We start from the raw sequence: 15,250 nt of genomic DNA, 5'->3' as shown, positions 1-15,250 counted from the left end.
CGCACCCGGCGGGCCGGCCGGCCGCTCCGATGGGCGCTTGCGAAATTAACCTAGTCGTCACTAGTGTTTTGCCGGGGCGTTGCCCAGCCCTGATCGAATCGAGCTCGACGAAGAGTTCATCGGAAGGAACCCGACATGTCACCCCAGACTTCGGCCGCCCCTCGGCAGCAATCATCGCTGAAGAAGATCTACCTGCTCGCGCTCGTGGAGTTCGCGACCTACGGCGCACTCGTCGCTCCGTCTGCAGTCGCGCTCTCGCTCAAGGTCCTGGAGCTCGTGCCGGCCGGGCAGAAGGAGGGCGCTCTCGCGCTGGTGACCGCGGTCGGCGGCGCCACGGCGTTGGTCACGAACCCACTGTTCGGGGGCCTGTCCGACAGGACGCGCGGTCGCTTCGGGCGGCGACGCCCCTGGATCGCGGCGGGGATCGTCGTCGGGTTGATGGGAGCAGGCGTGATGCTCGTCGCCCCGAGCATCGTGGTGCTCACCATCGGCTGGATGATCGCTCAAGCGGGGTACAACGCCACCTTCGCGGCGCTGAACGCCATGCTCGCGGAGCAGGTCGACGATGACGACCGGGGCAGGGCATCAGGGATCTTCGGCGCAGCTTCGGGACTGGGGATGCTCTCCTCCTACGCGCTGGCGGCGGTGTTCGCGACCCACCTTCCCGCGATGTTCCTCACGATGCCTGCGATCGCGGTCGTGATCGTGGTCCTGGTGTGCCTCCTCGTCAGGGACCCGATGCCGCTGGGGGACATCCCGCGCGTCACTGCCCGAAGCGTGCTGACATCGTTCGTCTTCAACCCGAAGGAAGCCCCCACCTTCGCCTTCGTCGCGCTCCAGCGCTTCATCATGCAGACCGGCTACACGCTGGTGAGCGCGTTCGGTCTCTACTTCCTGATGCTGCGGATGGACATGCCCGTCGTGGAAGCGACGCAGCTCACCCTTCTGATCGGGATCATCACGCTCGTCCTCATGAGCGCCGTGTCCTGGGGGATCGGGTTCGTCGCCTCTCGCCACAGCCGATATGGCGCATACTTCGTCACGGCGATCGCCGTGATGGCAGCGAGCCTCATGATCAGCGCCTTCACGCAGAGCCTGGTCCTGTACCTGGTCGGCGTTCTCCTATCGGGGATCGCGATGGGGATCTACTTCTCGGTGGATCTCGCCGTCGTGATGCGCACGCTCCCCGCGGGCAGGGAAGGGAAGTTCCTGGGGATCTTCAACATGGCCAAGACCCTCCCTCAGACCATCGCCCCGGCTCTGGCTCCGCTGCTCCTGATGGTCGGCTCGGGAGACCCTGTCGCCGGGGGCGACAAGAACTACATGGCGCTGTATCTGTTCGCCACGGCCGGTGTCGTGCTCTCCGTCTTCGCCATCATCGGCTTCCGCACCAAGCTCAACCCACCGGCGGTCCCGGCCGTCGAGAACACGAAGGAACTGATCCCATGACCATCCCTCTGATCGAACTCGATGGCCTCGTGAACTTCCGGGACCTCGGCGGGCTGCCCGCCGCGGAGGCTGTTGTGCATCACGGTGTGCTGTACCGTTCGGAATCACTGGCGGACCTGACCGAATCGGGGCGCAAGGACCTCGCCCAGAGCGGCATCGGCACCGTGATCGACTTGCGCAGCCCGAAGGAGGCGAACCTCGCTCCGGGGCTTCCCGCCGACTCGGCCGTCCCCCGCCTCCTTTCGATCCCGATGCTCGACGGGGCGATCCCGACATCGCTGGCCGACATCCGACCGCTGGCTGAGGCCTATGACGCCCTCGTTCGCGGACATGGCGAGGACTTCGCCCGCATCGCGGGTATCGTCGCCGACGCCGACAGCGCCGTTCTGATCCACTGCACAGCCGGGAAGGACCGCACCGGCCTCGCGGTCGCGATCATCCTCGTCGCGGTCGGCGCGGACTGGGACGCCGTACGGACCGACTATTCCGCCTCGAGCGAGAACCTCTCCGGCGAGTGGACGGATCGCGTCTTCGCGATGATCACGCAGATGGGGCTCACCGTGCCGCAGACTCCGCAGATACGCGCACTGCTGCACGGAACCACCGAGGCGGGCTTCGATGCGGCCTTCGCATGGATCTCGGCGGAGTTCGGGTCCGTCTCCGGCTATCTCACTCACCACGGCCTCACGGACGAGCAGCTCACGCGTCTGCGGGACCGGTTGGTGCGGCGCTGAACGTCGCCGCGACCGCGCGGGAGATCGTCTGGGGTTCCGATCGCCGAAACCCGACGCCGAAGACGGACCGACAACGTCCAGGAAAGAACATGACGAACATCACCGAAGCACAACGGGCCCGTATCGACTCTCTCGTCGCCGAGATGACTCTGCCCGAGAAGGCCGGCGCGCTCCTGGCGGCGCGCGTCACCATGAACCCCGACGGGTCGCTGTGGGAAGGGAGCCCGGAGGAGACCCCGTTCGGGTTCGAGTCGACGAGCGAGATGATTCTCGAACGTCACATCGGCCACCTGGGGCTTATGAACATGCCCAGCGTGGAGGCGCTCTCCCGGTGGGGCGAGAACATCCGAGACCTCACCGCCCGTACCCGCCTGCGGATCCCGGTGACCATCGGATCCGACCCCACCCACGGACGCTCACGCAATGCGCAGGTCGGCCAATCCGGTGCAGGTTTCAGCACGATCACCGAACCGATCGGACTCGCGGCGACCTGGGATCCCCAGCTCGTCGAAGACGTCGCGACCATGATGGCGCGCGAACTGCGGGCGGCGGGGATCCATATCGCGGTGCACCCGATGGCGGACCTGGCGACGGAGCCCCGTTGGGCGCGGGTGGCGGGAACCTTCGGCGAGGATCCGGAGCACGCCGCGGAGACGATCCGCGCGTTCGTCCGCGGACTGCAGAGCGGGGGCGCCGACGATCTCGTCCTGGCCACGGCCAAGCACTTCCCCGGCGGCGGACCGCAACGGGACGGCTTCGACGCGCACTTCGAGCGAGGTGCGAACACCGTCTACCCCGGAGGCCGCTTCGAGGACCACCTCCGTCCGTTCGCCGCCGCGATCGACGAGGGCGTCGCCATGATGATGCCCGGCTACGCCGCACCCGTCGGCACCCCGCATGACGAAGTCGGGTTCGCCTTCCAGCGCTCCCTCATCACCGGCCTCCTGCGCGACCGGCTCGGATTCGACGGGGTCGTCGTCACGGACTTCAACATCGTCACGGGGATGCGACTGCCCCAGCTCGGATTCGAGCTCCCGGTGCGCGCGTGGGGTCTCCTCGACGTCGAACCCGTCGAACGTGTCGGCATGCTTTTCGACGCCGGGGTCGATCAGCTCGGCGGAGAATCGGATCCGGAGCTGATCCTCGAAGCCGTACGGCGCGGACTGGTGACCGAGGGGCGCCTCGACGAGTCGGTGCGCCGCCTCCTTGCCGACAAGGCTCGGCTCGGTCTGCTGGACGATCCGTCCGCCGGAGCCATCGGGGCCGACGCGATCGGCGAGCGGGTACGGACGGAGGCGCATGTCGCTCTCGCCCGACGTGCCCAGCGCGCCTCGATCGTCGCGCTCCATGGCGCTCCCGTCCCGCTCTCACCCGACACGAAGGTCTACAGCGAGGGCGTGGACAGGGCCGTGCTCGCGGCGTACGCCACTCCGGTGGATGCCGTCGAGGACGCGGATCTGGTCATCCTGCGCCTCTCCGCCCCCTTCGAACAGAAGCCGGCCGGGACCCTGGAAGCAGGTTTCCACGAGGGAAGCCTCGAGTTCCCCGCCGACGAGATCGCCCGCGTCGCCGGGATCGCACGGAACACCACGACCCTCGTCGACGTCTTCCTGGAACGCGCCGCCGTCCTCACCCCCTTCCTCGACGCAGGAATCGCCGCCCTCACCGGCACGTTCGGCGTCGACGACGACCTGCTGCTGGACGCCGTCTCCGGGAGGGCGGCAACGACCGGGCGTCTTCCCTTCGACCTCCCCCGCTCGGACGCCGCTGTGATCGCCTCCCGCGAAGACGTGCCTTTCGACACCGAGGATCCGCTCTACCGCTTCGGCCATGGGCTGATGTGGTCAGGCCAGGTCGAGCAGTAGGCACAGAGGTCGGCAGGACCACGGGCGAGCTATCTCCCCCGGCGCTTGGCTTTCTGTTTCGCGACACGAATGGACCTCCGCCGCTCCGCCTCTTCCGCACGTCTTTTGCGCCGAGAAACGGCCTTGCCTTTGGCGTTCTCGACTCGTGTCGCGGCCAGCGCCTCCTGGCTCCGAGTCCTGTAGGTGTCTTTTTGCTGGTTCGCCGCTTCCCGTGCGAGTCTCTTGGGATTCCGCGGCGGACGGGTTGCCGGCCGCGCTCTGAGCGGCACGCCGGGCGCACGGTAGGCGTCATCGATGAGCCGGTGCGCCTCCGTGCGTGCGAAGTCCCAGAGTTCGGCCGCATTGGGCTCGGCACCGAACACCACCTTCGCAGCCCGGACCTCGCCTTCCTCGACGATCTCGAACACTCCGACCCAGAACCTGCCGTCGAAGAACACGGTGAAGCCGGACTCGGTCCCCATGGAATCTCCTCAGTGTGCGGGCATCAAAAAGATGCCTGGTCGCAACTGGTTTCCACGATTGTGGGACAACGAGCCGATTGGTCTTGGCCGCCCGGACTACCAGCCGGGCTGTGAGGTTCGTTACCGAATAGGTGAGTCGACCGTATCATTCCGCACTGCCTCTCCAGGATCCTCGTCGTGGGCCCCACTCCTCCGCGGCGCACGAAGCAGGTGTGGACGATCTGGGCAGGACTTGCACTTTACCGATCGGTACAGCAGACTGTTCTGTACCAGTCGGTAAAGAGCCGGCGCTGACAATGTCTGGAGCAGCCCATGGATGCACGCCCGCCACTCCCCCCGTTCACTGCCGAAACGGCCGCCCAGAAGGCGCGGGCGGCCGAGGACGCCTGGAACACCCGCGACCCTGAACGGGTCTCGTTGGCTTACTCGGAGAACAGCGCCTGGCGCAACCGTGATCGATTCGTGAATGGTCGCGCCGAGATCGTCGCGCTGCTCACCGACAAGTGGTCGCGGGAGCTCGACTATCGCCTGATCAAGGAGGTCTGGGCATATGAGGGCAACCACATCGCCGTGCGATTCGTCTACGAGTCCCGCGATGCCGAGGGCCGCTGGTTCCGCTCGTTCGGCAATGAGAACTGGGAGTTCGACGAACACGGCCTCATGCGGCGCCGGCTCGCCGCGATCAACGATGTCCCCATTCGGGAGAGCGATCGCCTGTTTCACTGGCCGCTCGGTCCACGCCCTGCCGATCACCCCGGCCTGACCGAGCTGGGGATCTAGACACCATGCCGAAACCGCCCACGTCACGGGAGGCCGTCGTCCCCGTGCTCGCAGAAGCTTTCCGTGAGCACGGGTACGAGGGAGCGAGCATGGCCATCCTCCAGGATGCGACAGGGCTGGGGCGTGGCAGCCTCTACCACTTCTTTCCCGGCGGCAAGGAGGAAATGGCGACCGCCGTCCTCGCCGACATTCGGACGTGGTTCGATGACCACGTGTTCGCGCCGCTGCGCACGAACAGCACGGACCGGGCTCAGGCACGGGAAGGCATCGGATCGATGTTCGACGAGGTGCGCCGCTACTACCGCTCCGGCAGGCGGGTGTGTCTCCCCGGCGTGTTCGCCGTCGGCCGCGAACGCGACCGGTTCGACACGGCGGTGGCCGCATACTTCTCGCAGTGGATCGACGCCCTCACCATCGCCCTCAATGTCTTGGGCATCAGGGCGCCGCGCCAACACGCCATTCACTTGATCGCCGCCATCCAGGGCGGCATCACCCTGGCTCGCGCCCTCGATGATCCTGCCGTTTTCGATGGCGCCATCGCGGCGGCACGCACGTCCCTCGACCTGTGAGGCGCACCCGCCCCGCAGGATCGCGCTCATCCTTCGCGCTGGAGCACCCTGACAGCTGCCCGCCAGAGACTCGTCTCGAACCGGCCCCAGGTCAGTAGCATTGCGATGTGAGCGCGTCGGAAGGTTCCGCCAGATGGGCGACGCCGCCGACGGTGAACGACGTCGCCGCGGCCGCAGGCGTCTCGCCGATGACCGTCTCCCGGGTGCTTCGCGAAACCGGCGACGTCCGGGCGGAGAAGGTCCAGCGCGTCCGTGACGCGATCCTGGAACTGGGATACCGCCGCAACGAGAATGCGCGCAGCATCCGCCCGGGACAGCGGACGGATCTGTTCGGGCTCATCGTCACCGACGTGTCCAACCCGTACTACGGCCAGCTCGAGCTCGGCGTCGAGGAAGTGCTGACGTCCCGCGGGATCCGCATGCTCGTCGGGAACAGCGATGAGCGCATCGATCGGGAGCAGGACCTCGTCTCCGACTTCCTCGGGCGCAAGGTCGACGGCCTGATCGTCGTACCCGTCGGGGAGCGATCCGCACATCTGCAGGCAGTGCGGTCCGCGGGCGTGCCCCTGGTGCTGGCCTCCCGTGCGATCGCCGGCTTCGACGTCGACGGCGTCGTCCTCGACGACGTGCGGGGCGCCTATGACGGCGTCGCGACGCTGCTCGCGCACGGACACCGGCGGATCGCGTTCCTCGGGCATTCCAGCTCGGCGTTCACCGCGGAGCGTCGATTGGACGGATACCTGCGCGCCCATGCGGACGCCGGAGTGGCGACCGATCCCGCGCTGATCAAGATGGGACAGCGCGATCCGGAGGCCGCGCGGAGAGCGCTGCAGGATCTGCTCCGATCGGGACACGCCCCCACGGCCGTGTTCAGCGCCAACAACCGCAACACCGTCGGGGCGCTCCGGGCCATCGCGGACTCGGGCATGGATCCTCGCGCCATCGCGGTGGTCGGGTTCGACGCTTTCGAGCTCTTCGATCTCCTGCCCTTCGATCTGTCCGTCATCGAGCATGACGCGCGCGCTCTCGGCCGGACGGCCGCGGAGCTGGCGCTGCGTCAGCTGGACAGCGATGCGCCGTTGGCGCCGGAGCGACGCGAACTGCCGACCCGCCTGCGGAACTGACCTGCGCAAGCGGGAGAGCTGTCGGCGAATCCATTCTGTTATCGTTACCAGAACGATCCAGGAGGATGGAGGGACTGCATGTCCGCGTACGACAAGACACCCCGGACCCGCCTTGCCGACGGGCAGAGGATCCTGCTCGATGCCGACGCATGGACAGCGGTCGCGGATGCCGCGCACAACATCGAACGCCCGGTGATCGCGATCGACGCGTATCCGGGAACGGACATGGCGGCCCTCCTCGCTCACGTGAGCGCGGGGCTGCCGTCCTTCGAGATCATCGATGTGGAGGCTGCCGCGCGACCGGGCGAGGAGCTCACGGGGTGGATGCAGGCGAACCTGACGGATGACCGGGTCTTCGGCATCCTCTCGCACGCGAGGATCGACGTCTTCTACGACGATGACGCCGTGGGCGCGCTGCGCGACGAGCTCGCCCGCCGTGAGGGAGGGGTCGTGCTCGTCGGATGGGGCGCTTCCCATGTGGCACCGGCGGCGGACGTAGTCGTCCTCGGCGAGCTCGCCCGCTGGGAGATCCAGCAGAGATATCGCGCGGGCGCAGCGAACTGGCACGCCGACAACGGCGACGAGGATGTGCTCCGGAAGATCAAGCGCGGGTATTTCATCGAGTGGCGGGTCGCGGACCGCCACAAGCGACCGCTGCTGCAGACGGCGGACTTCGTCCTCGATCTGAACCGCTCCGACAGGATCGCGGCGATCACCGGTGAAGCCTTCCGCGGCGCAGTGACCGAACTCTCGCACGGGCCCTTCCGCTTGGTGCCGTACTTCGACCCCGGAGTCTGGGGCGGCCAGTGGATGCGGGAGGTGTGCGGGCTGCCCGACGAGGCGCCGAACTACGCCTGGTCGTTCGACGGAGTCCCGGAGGAGAACAGCCTGCTGCTCACCGACGGCGACGCGGTCTTCGAGATCCCGGCGATCGACCTCGTCTTCGCACGACCGGTCGAGCTCCTCGGACGCCGCACGCACGCACGGTTCGGGGCGGAGTTCCCCATCCGCTTCGACTTCCTCGACACCATGGGAGGCGGGAACCTCTCGCTGCAGGTGCACCCGCTCGCGGACTACATCCGGGATCGCTTCGGCATGGCGTACACGCAGGACGAGAGCTACTACCTGCTCGACGCCGGTGAGGGCGCCGTGGTCTATCTCGGGCTGAAGACGGGAGTGGATCCCGCCGCCCTGGAACGCGATCTCATCGCGGCGCAGTCCGGTGGCCCCTCGTTCCCCGCGCAGCACTATGTGAACGCCTACCCCGCGCGCACGCACGACCACTTCGCGATCCCTGCCGGCACCGTGCACTGCTCCGGAGCGGATGCGATGGTTCTGGAGATCTCCGCGACACCGTACCTGTTCACCTTCAAGATGTGGGATTGGGATCGAGTCGGCCTCGACGGCGCCCCTCGGCCCATCCATCTGGATCACGCCCTGGCCAACATCCAGTGGGACCGTGACACCGAATGGGTCGGCGACAACCTCGTCGCGCAGGTCGAGGTCGTCGACCAGGGCGACGGATGGGTCGAGGAGCGCACGGGCCTGCACGAGCTCGAGTTCATCGAGGTGCGGCGGCACTGGTTCACCGATGTCGTCAGGCATGACACCGAGGGGACGGTCAACATGCTGAACCTCGTCGAGGGCGACGAGGCGATCATCGAGTCCCCGTCCGGCGCCTTCGCACCGTTCATCGTGCACTATGCGGAGACGTTCGTCGTACCGGCTGCGGTGGGCGCCTACACGATCCGGCCGCACGGCCGCGGCGTGGGCCGGCGCCTCGCGACCGTGAAGGCGTACGTGCGCGGCACCCGGCGAGGCGAGTGATGACGGCGCCCGCCGCATCCCCGCCGCCGGTGGCCGTCCTGGAGATCGGCGGCACTCATGTCACGGCCGCGATGGTCGACGTGCGGCTGAGATCGATCCACGAACGGCGCCGTGCGTCGCTCGACCCCACGGGCACGGCGCAGGACATCCTCGCCGCGCTCGCCGCTGCGGCGGCATCGCTCGATCGCGGCGCGAGCCGGATGCCGTGGAGCGTCGCGATCCCCGGCCCCTTCGACTACGCCCGAGGGATCGGCGACTTCACCGGCGTGGGGAAGTTCGGCGCGCTGCGCGGCAGGGACCTGCGCGCAGCGCTGCAGGAGCGGATCGCGCCTCGTCCGGACGGCATCGTCTTCGTCAATGACGCGGAGGCCTTCGCCCTCGGCGAGTGGACTGGGCGCGGTGGCACCGAGCACCGGGCGCTGTACGTCACGCTCGGCACAGGACTGGGATCCAGTTTCCTCGTGGATGGCGAGCCGGTCGCCGACGGGCGAGGAATTCCCCCTCACGGGCAGATCTTCCGCCTGCGCTGGGAGGGACGACCGATCGAGCGGGCGGTGTCCCGGCGAACGCTGATCGACTCCTACGCGCACCGCACAGGGCTCGCGCGCGACGTCCATGAGATCGCGGATGCGGCCCGTGCGGGCGATGCGGCGGCAGCACGGATCTTCGCCGAGTCGTTCCGGACGCTCGGGATCTGCCTCGCTCCCTGCGTGGCGGAATTCGGCGCGGACGCGCTCGTGGTCGGCGGATCGATCTCCGGATCCTGGGATCTCATCGAGGCCCCGCTCGCGGAGGGACTCGCTCACGGCGACCCGCGCACGCGCACGACCGTGCTGCGCCGTGCGGATGATCCCGACGGGTCCCCACTCGTCGGCGCGGCGATGGCGTCGGTGCTCCGGCGCTGAGGGGCCGCGCTCAGGCCGGCGGCGTCTCCTCCCGCCACGTCCACATCTGCGAGATGTGCTCCCGCAACGTGGTGAGGGCGTCCTCCGCGCGACCCGCCCGCAGGGCCTCGTAGATCGCCCAGTGCTGCCGGTTGGCGTGGTCGTAGGAGTCCCGCGGATTGGCGATGACGCGATTCGGCGGCGGCATCTCCTCGACGAGCAGATGCACGATGCCCTCGGTGAGCTGGTTGCCCGCACGGCTCTGGTAGACCCGGTGGAACGCGAGGTCCGCGGCCTGGAGCCGGCTGAACGACTTCTCCGTGTCCATCGTGTGCAGATGAGCCTCCATCTCGACGTAGTCGTCCTCGATCAGCAACGGAGCGGCCTCCGCGAGGAGCGACAGATCGAGGTCGAGCCGCAGCTGGACGGCGTCGGCCCGGATGCGCTTGCCGACGTTCAGAGCGAGAGCGATCCTCAGCACACTGGGTTCCAGGAAATTCCAGCGGGAGGACTCCCGGACGACCGTCCCTTCACCCTGACGGATGGACACGAGTCCGGCCGCTTCGAGGAATTTCACCGCCTCGCGGGCCACAGGGCGGCTCACGTCGAACTCCGCGACGAGCTGGGGTTCCGGGGGGAGCAGGGTGCCGATGGGGTACTCGCCCGAGATGATCCGGCGCAGGAGCTCTTCCGAGACGGCGGTGCTGAGCCGGTTCGGGCGACCGCGGCGTTTCGGATCGAGGGCTCCTGGTGCGACGTCGAGGAGTTCTGGACGCGTTCGGCCCGCGGATGACTGAGGCATCCCTGCTCCTTCCTGGAGGCGGTCGTTCTCGTTGCATCGTATCTTGTTGGTCGAACATCAAACGTGTAACGTCTTACCAATGCCGAGTGGTTCGGCGCTCCGAGGCTCGAGGAATCACCATGAAGATCACCCACGTCGAAGTCTGGCCGGTGTCCGTTCCGGCGCCGATCCCCGCTTTCCGCTGGCGGCAGGGGCTTGCCGGGAGCGGTCCTGAGGGTGAGCGGGGGATCCTGCGCATCGGCACCGACACCGGGGCGACCGGCGTGGCGTTCGCATCCCGTCCCGGCAGCGCGACGGTGCTGCGCGATCTCGTCGATCGCGTGCTCCGGGACGAGCTCGTGGGTCAGGACCCACGGCAGCGGGAACACCTCTATCACCGCATGTGGGAACTCGATCGGCTCGAGGAGTTCCCTCTTCCCTACTTCGGGACGGTCGACCTGGCGTTGTGGGACCTCGCCGCCCGTGACGCGGAGGTTCCCCTGTGGCAGTTGCTCGGCGGCGCACGCACCCGGATCCCTGCCTATGCGTCGACGACCACGTACGAGACGACAGAGGAGTTCCTCGCGGTCGCCGATCGCGCCCTCGCCCTCGGATACCCCGCGATCAAGCTGCACGCCTGGGGTGATGCCCGCAAGGACGCCGCACTCTGTCAGGCTCTGCGGGACCATGTCGGCCCGGATGTCCCGCTCATGTACGACGGATCCGCAGGCTTCGATCTTCCCGACGCGATCTACCTCGGCCACGCACTCGCCGAGGCCGACTATCTCTGGTACGAAGAGCCGATGCGCGAGTTCTCCGTCTCCGCCTACGCCGCGCTGGGCCGCGCGGTGCGCGTGCCGCTGCTCTCGGCGGAGACCTCCGACGGCGCCTACATGAACTCCGCCGACTTCGTGGCGGCGGGCGCAGCGTCCTTCGGCCTGCGGATCTCCTCCGAGCTGCGGGGCGGGATCTCGGGCGCGATGCGCACCGCGCACCTCGCGGACTCGTTCCGGGTGCGTGCTGAGCCCCATGGCATGGGCGAGCCGGAGCGGCATCTGTGCATGGCGGTGAGCAATGCGAGCTACTTCGAATCGCTGGTGACCCACACCGGCTTCGAGCGCGCGGCGGGCATCGATGAGGCCGGGCATCTGCTCGCGCCCGTAGGGCCGGGGGTCTCCCTGCCTCGCACGCTCGAGTACCCCTCGGAGCTCGCCGAGTACGTCAACCCGGACCCCGCTCCCCTCGTGACGGCCTGAGAACTCGAAGACAGGGAGGCGCATCGCATGGTGAGACGTTCGGCCCTCGTCGTACGCGGCGGCTGGGAAGGGCATGTTCCTCGGGAGGCGACGGAGCTGTTCATCCCCTTCCTCTCCGCGCAGGGTTTCGATGTGCGCGTCGAGGAGACCCCCGAGGTCTACGCGGCCCCGGACGCGATGGCGCCCGTGGATCTGATCGTCCCGTGCGTGACGATGTCGGAGATCGCCGCGGATCAGGTCGCCGGACTCCGCAGGGCGGTGGCGTCCGGTGCGGGCATGGTCGGGTGGCATGGCGGCATCGTGGACTCCTACCGTGCGAACGCGGAGTACCTGCAGCTCGTGGGCGGGCAGTTCGTCGCGCACCCCCGCGTCGCGACGGGCGTCGAACGTCTCCCGGGGCAGGAGTCGTGGCCGGACCACACCATCGATCTCACCGAGGCCGGTCGGCGGCATCCCGTGACGTCGGGGCTCACCGACTTCCCGTTGCGCACAGAGCAGTACTGGGTGCTCAGCGATGCACTGAACGATGTGCTCGCGACGACGACGCATCCTGCCGAGCCGGGCGCCGCCTGGTCGCGACCCCTCACCTGCCCGGCCGTCTGGACCCGGCAGTGGGGGGCGGGGCGGATCGTCGTGATCACCCCGGGGCACGACGTCCCGACCCTGCAGGAGCGCAGCGTACGAACGATCATCGAGAGGGGAATGCTATGGGCGGCACGCACCGCATCGGCGTCGTAGGTCTCGGCGCCATCTCACGCGTCTACCTGGAGACGCTCCAGGAAGTCGACGACGTGAGGATCGTCGCCGTCGCCGATCTGGATCTCGGCCGGGCGGAGAGCATCGCACACGGCATCCCCGGCGCGAGGGCCTCCACGGTCGCGGGACTGATGGCGGCAGCGGACATCGATGCGGTGCTGAACCTGACGATACCGACCGCGCACGCCGAGGTCGCCACCGCCGCGATCCGCGCAGGCAAGGACGTGTACGGGGAGAAGCCGCTGGCCGCAGATCTGGAGGCCGCCCGCGCGCTCGTCGACGATGCGCGCGCGGCGGGCGTGCGGCTGGGATGTGCGCCCGACACCGTGCTCGGCACGGGCGTGCAGACCGCTCGCGCGGTGATCGACGAGGGGCGGATCGGGCGGCCCCTGGCGGCAACCGCGATGATGGCGACACCGGGTCACGAACGATGGCATCCGAACCCCGACTTCTACTACGCGCCGGGTGGTGGCCCGCTGCTCGACATGGGGCCGTACTACCTCACCGCGCTCGTGCATCTGCTCGGCCCGATCCGGCGGGTCATCGGCGCATCGAGCCGCCTCAGGGATGAGCGCCGGATCGGCTCCGGACCGCGGGAGGGCGAGAGGGTTCGGGTCGATGTCGACACCCATGTCGCGGGTGTCCTCGAGCACGAGTCCGGGGCGCTGTCGACCGTCGTGATGAGTTTCGACAGCGTGGCGAGCGCCGCGCCTCCGATCGAGGTGCATGGCGAACGGGGCAGTCTGACGGTGCCCGATCCGAACGGGTTCGACGGCGCCCCGGCGGTGCGCCTGCTGGGCGACGCGGGCTGGGAGCCGGTGCCGCCGCTCGCCGGGGTCGCCGATGCGCGACGCGGAGCGGGCCTGATCGAGATGCTCCGCGGGGAGCGGGCGCGGCCGCCGCGGGCGTCCGCTGACCTCGGGCTGCACGTGCTCGACGCGATGACCGCGCTCCTCGATTCAGCTCGGCGCGGCGCGGGCGTGACGCTCTCCACGCGAGCGGAGCGCCCGCCGCTGGTCCCTCTGGTCGCAGGGATCGCGGACCTCCGATGACGCGCTTCGCCCTGCACTCCACGATCCGGGCCGACGCGATCGACGACTATGTGGCGCAGCACCGCAGGATCCCGGACGACCTGCAGGGCGTCTTCGATCGCGTCGGCGTCATCGACTGGGTCATCTGGCGCTCGGGGGATCGGCTGTTCCATCTCGTCGACTGCGACGACATCGACGACGTCATGCGCCGGATCGGCGAAAGCCCGGAGAACGAGGCCTGGCAGCGCGACATCGGCCGATTCGTGAGCAGGTTCCACGGACCGGACGGGCAAGATGACGCCGCACCGCTCGCCGAGGTCTGGGCGCTGTCCACTCAGCGGCAGGATGAACGGCGACGGCCGTGATCGACGCGCATGTGCACATCTGGGATCCGACGGTGTTCGCCTACCCCTGGCTGGACGGCGCCGGCGATCGCGCGGCGCCGCATCTTCCGGCGGACCTCGATCGGTGCGACGGCGAGACGACGGGCATGATCTTCGTCGAAGCGGGGAACGCGCTGGGCCAGGCGATCGACGAGGTCAGGTGGGTTCGAGGCCTGCGTCGCGTCTGGCCGAGCGTCAGGGAATGGCGCGCGGATCCGCACGCGGTCGAGGCCGGCGCCGCCCGGACTTTCTACAAGCTGCGGGAGAAGGACGGACGAGGAGGAGACGGAGATGGACGCTGACGCCTCCCCGGGGCGGATCGGCTACGGCGCCGCGAATCTGGGGAACCTGTATCGGGAGCTCTCGGACGAGGACGCCTGGGAGCTGCTCGAGACGGCCTGGGACGAAGGAATCCGCTATTTCGACACCGCGCCGCACTACGGTCTCGGCCTGAGTGAGCGCCGCCTGGGAGCATTCCTGCAGACCAAGCCGCGCAGCGAGTTCATCGTCTCCACGAAGGCGGGGCGACTGATCCGACCCGACCCCCGGTACGACGGCGGTCTCGACACGGACAACGGCTTCCACGTCCGCGCGAGCCACCGCAGGATCTGGGATCTGAGTCGCACCGGGGTGCTGACCTCGCTCGACGACTCGTGCGTCCGGCTCGGCTTCGATCCTGACATCGTCTTCGTGCACGACCCCGAGCATCACAGCCTGGAGCAGGCGATCTCGGACGCGTTCCCGGCGCTCGAACACGCCCGGGACGATGGTGCGGTGCGGGGTGTCGGCATCGGCTCGATGGACAACACGTCTCTCGAACGATCGGTCAGGGAGGCGCGCCTCGACGTGATCATGATCGCGGGCCGCTACACGCTGCTCGACGACGGAGCGCGCCACGGTGTCCTGCCCGCCTGCAGAGAACGCGGGACCAAGGCCGTCGCCGCCTCGGTGTTCAATTCGGGACTGCTCGCCGCGGACGATCCGTCGAGGGATGCTCGCTTCGAGTACGGGGCCCTGCCCGAGGGGCTCTGGGGCAGGCTGCAGGCGATTCTGGGCGTGTGCCGCAACCATGGCGTGCGGTTGCCCGCGGCCGCGCTGCAGTTCCCGCTGCGGGATCCGGCGATCGTGTCGGTGGTGGTCGCTGCCTCACGGCCGGCTCAGCTGCGCGAGAACGTCGCTCTGCTCTCGGCGGAGATCCCCGTCGAGTTCTGGGTGGAACTCGACGCCGAACGGCGGACCGGGCTCACGGCCGAGCGACCGGGCCCGCGGCCGGGAAGCGGCTGCGACGAAGACCTCTTGCCGAGCAAACATTAGACGTGTAACGTTTGACGAGAGCCGATACCTGATCGG

The 15,250-nt window shown here is 68.5% G+C and carries 16 protein-coding genes; 14 read left to right on the top strand and 2 right to left on the bottom strand.

What is annotated here, in order from left to right; translation table 11 throughout:
- Positions 1-135: 135 nt before the first annotated feature.
- The 3 genes from ACFC1J_RS10085 (at position 136) to ACFC1J_RS10075 (ending at position 4,048) form a co-directional block, all read left to right on the top strand.
- Entirely contained in the window at positions 136-1,449 is a 1,314-nt protein-coding gene (locus ACFC1J_RS10085) for an MFS transporter (RefSeq protein WP_375904959.1), read from the top strand.
- Entirely contained in the window at positions 1,446-2,183 is a 738-nt protein-coding gene (locus tag ACFC1J_RS10080; RefSeq protein WP_375904956.1) for a tyrosine-protein phosphatase, read from the top strand. Before ACFC1J_RS10085 ends, ACFC1J_RS10080 begins: the two co-directional genes overlap by 4 nt.
- A gap of 89 nt (positions 2,184-2,272) precedes the next feature.
- Positions 2,273-4,048, top strand: coding sequence for a glycoside hydrolase family 3 protein (locus tag ACFC1J_RS10075; RefSeq protein WP_375904953.1), 1,776 nt, complete (start codon positions 2,273-2,275; stop codon positions 4,046-4,048).
- Between the two features lie 29 nt (positions 4,049-4,077).
- Here ACFC1J_RS10075 and ACFC1J_RS10070 read toward each other — a convergent pair whose 3' ends face one another.
- Positions 4,078-4,509 carry a YjdF family protein gene (locus ACFC1J_RS10070; RefSeq protein ID WP_375904950.1) on the bottom strand — a complete coding sequence of 144 codons (432 nt, stop codon included), beginning with the start codon at positions 4,507-4,509 and terminating at the stop codon, positions 4,078-4,080.
- 312 nt (positions 4,510-4,821) lie between these two features.
- Here ACFC1J_RS10070 and ACFC1J_RS10065 point away from each other — a divergent pair, with 312 nt between their 5' ends.
- From ACFC1J_RS10065 to ACFC1J_RS10045, 5 genes are all read left to right on the top strand, one after another.
- On the top strand, positions 4,822-5,289 hold the full coding sequence (locus ACFC1J_RS10065) for a DUF1348 family protein (protein ID WP_375904948.1): 468 nt from the start codon (positions 4,822-4,824) through the stop codon (positions 5,287-5,289).
- 5 nt (positions 5,290-5,294) lie between these two features.
- Positions 5,295-5,858, top strand: coding sequence for a TetR/AcrR family transcriptional regulator (locus ACFC1J_RS10060; protein WP_375904945.1), 564 nt, complete (start codon positions 5,295-5,297; stop codon positions 5,856-5,858).
- 107 nt (positions 5,859-5,965) lie between these two features.
- The gene (locus ACFC1J_RS10055; protein WP_375904942.1) at positions 5,966-6,982 is read left to right on the top strand and encodes a LacI family DNA-binding transcriptional regulator; all 1,017 of its coding nucleotides are present in this window, start codon (positions 5,966-5,968) and stop codon (positions 6,980-6,982) included.
- Positions 6,983-7,060: 78 nt separating this feature from the next.
- Positions 7,061-8,809, top strand: a complete 1,749-nt coding sequence (locus ACFC1J_RS10050) for a class I mannose-6-phosphate isomerase (protein ID WP_375904939.1) — start codon at positions 7,061-7,063, stop codon at positions 8,807-8,809.
- On the top strand, positions 8,809-9,714 hold the full coding sequence (locus ACFC1J_RS10045) for an ROK family protein (RefSeq protein ID WP_375904936.1): 906 nt from the start codon (positions 8,809-8,811) through the stop codon (positions 9,712-9,714). The genes ACFC1J_RS10050 and ACFC1J_RS10045 overlap by 1 nt, the downstream gene beginning before the upstream one ends.
- Positions 9,715-9,724: 10 nt before the next feature.
- Here ACFC1J_RS10045 and ACFC1J_RS10040 read toward each other — a convergent pair whose 3' ends face one another.
- Positions 9,725-10,495 (bottom strand): FadR/GntR family transcriptional regulator, encoded by a 771-nt coding sequence (locus ACFC1J_RS10040; protein WP_375904933.1) that lies wholly within the window; start codon positions 10,493-10,495, stop codon positions 9,725-9,727.
- Positions 10,496-10,614: 119 nt separating this feature from the next.
- On the opposite strand from ACFC1J_RS10040, the gene ACFC1J_RS10035 reads away from it, so the two are divergent.
- From ACFC1J_RS10035 to ACFC1J_RS10010, 6 genes are read left to right on the top strand one after another with little or no spacing between them, the layout of a single operon-like run.
- Entirely contained in the window at positions 10,615-11,730 is a 1,116-nt protein-coding gene (locus ACFC1J_RS10035) for an enolase C-terminal domain-like protein (RefSeq protein ID WP_375904930.1), read from the top strand.
- Between the two features lie 27 nt (positions 11,731-11,757).
- A complete protein-coding gene (locus ACFC1J_RS10030) occupies positions 11,758-12,468 on the top strand; it encodes a ThuA domain-containing protein (RefSeq protein WP_375904927.1) in 711 nt (236 codons plus the stop codon).
- Entirely contained in the window at positions 12,438-13,538 is a 1,101-nt protein-coding gene (locus ACFC1J_RS10025) for a Gfo/Idh/MocA family protein (RefSeq protein WP_375904924.1), read from the top strand. Before ACFC1J_RS10030 ends, ACFC1J_RS10025 begins: the two co-directional genes overlap by 31 nt.
- Positions 13,535-13,882: an L-rhamnose mutarotase gene (locus ACFC1J_RS10020; protein WP_375904921.1), complete on the top strand. Its 348-nt coding sequence runs from the start codon at positions 13,535-13,537 to the stop codon at positions 13,880-13,882. Before ACFC1J_RS10025 ends, ACFC1J_RS10020 begins: the two co-directional genes overlap by 4 nt.
- Positions 13,879-14,202: a hypothetical protein gene (locus ACFC1J_RS10015; protein WP_375904918.1), complete on the top strand. Its 324-nt coding sequence runs from the start codon at positions 13,879-13,881 to the stop codon at positions 14,200-14,202. Before ACFC1J_RS10020 ends, ACFC1J_RS10015 begins: the two co-directional genes overlap by 4 nt.
- Positions 14,192-15,214, top strand: a complete 1,023-nt coding sequence (locus ACFC1J_RS10010; RefSeq protein WP_375904915.1) for an aldo/keto reductase — start codon at positions 14,192-14,194, stop codon at positions 15,212-15,214. Before ACFC1J_RS10015 ends, ACFC1J_RS10010 begins: the two co-directional genes overlap by 11 nt.
- The last annotated feature ends 36 nt before the right edge of the window (positions 15,215-15,250 follow it).

Source organism: Microbacterium sp. NPDC056052 (assembly GCF_042266785.1).
GTDB lineage: Bacteria > Actinomycetota > Actinomycetes > Actinomycetales > Microbacteriaceae > Microbacterium.
Note: the sequence above shows the minus strand (reverse complement) of the source record. Positions and strands in the feature narration are given on the sequence as shown.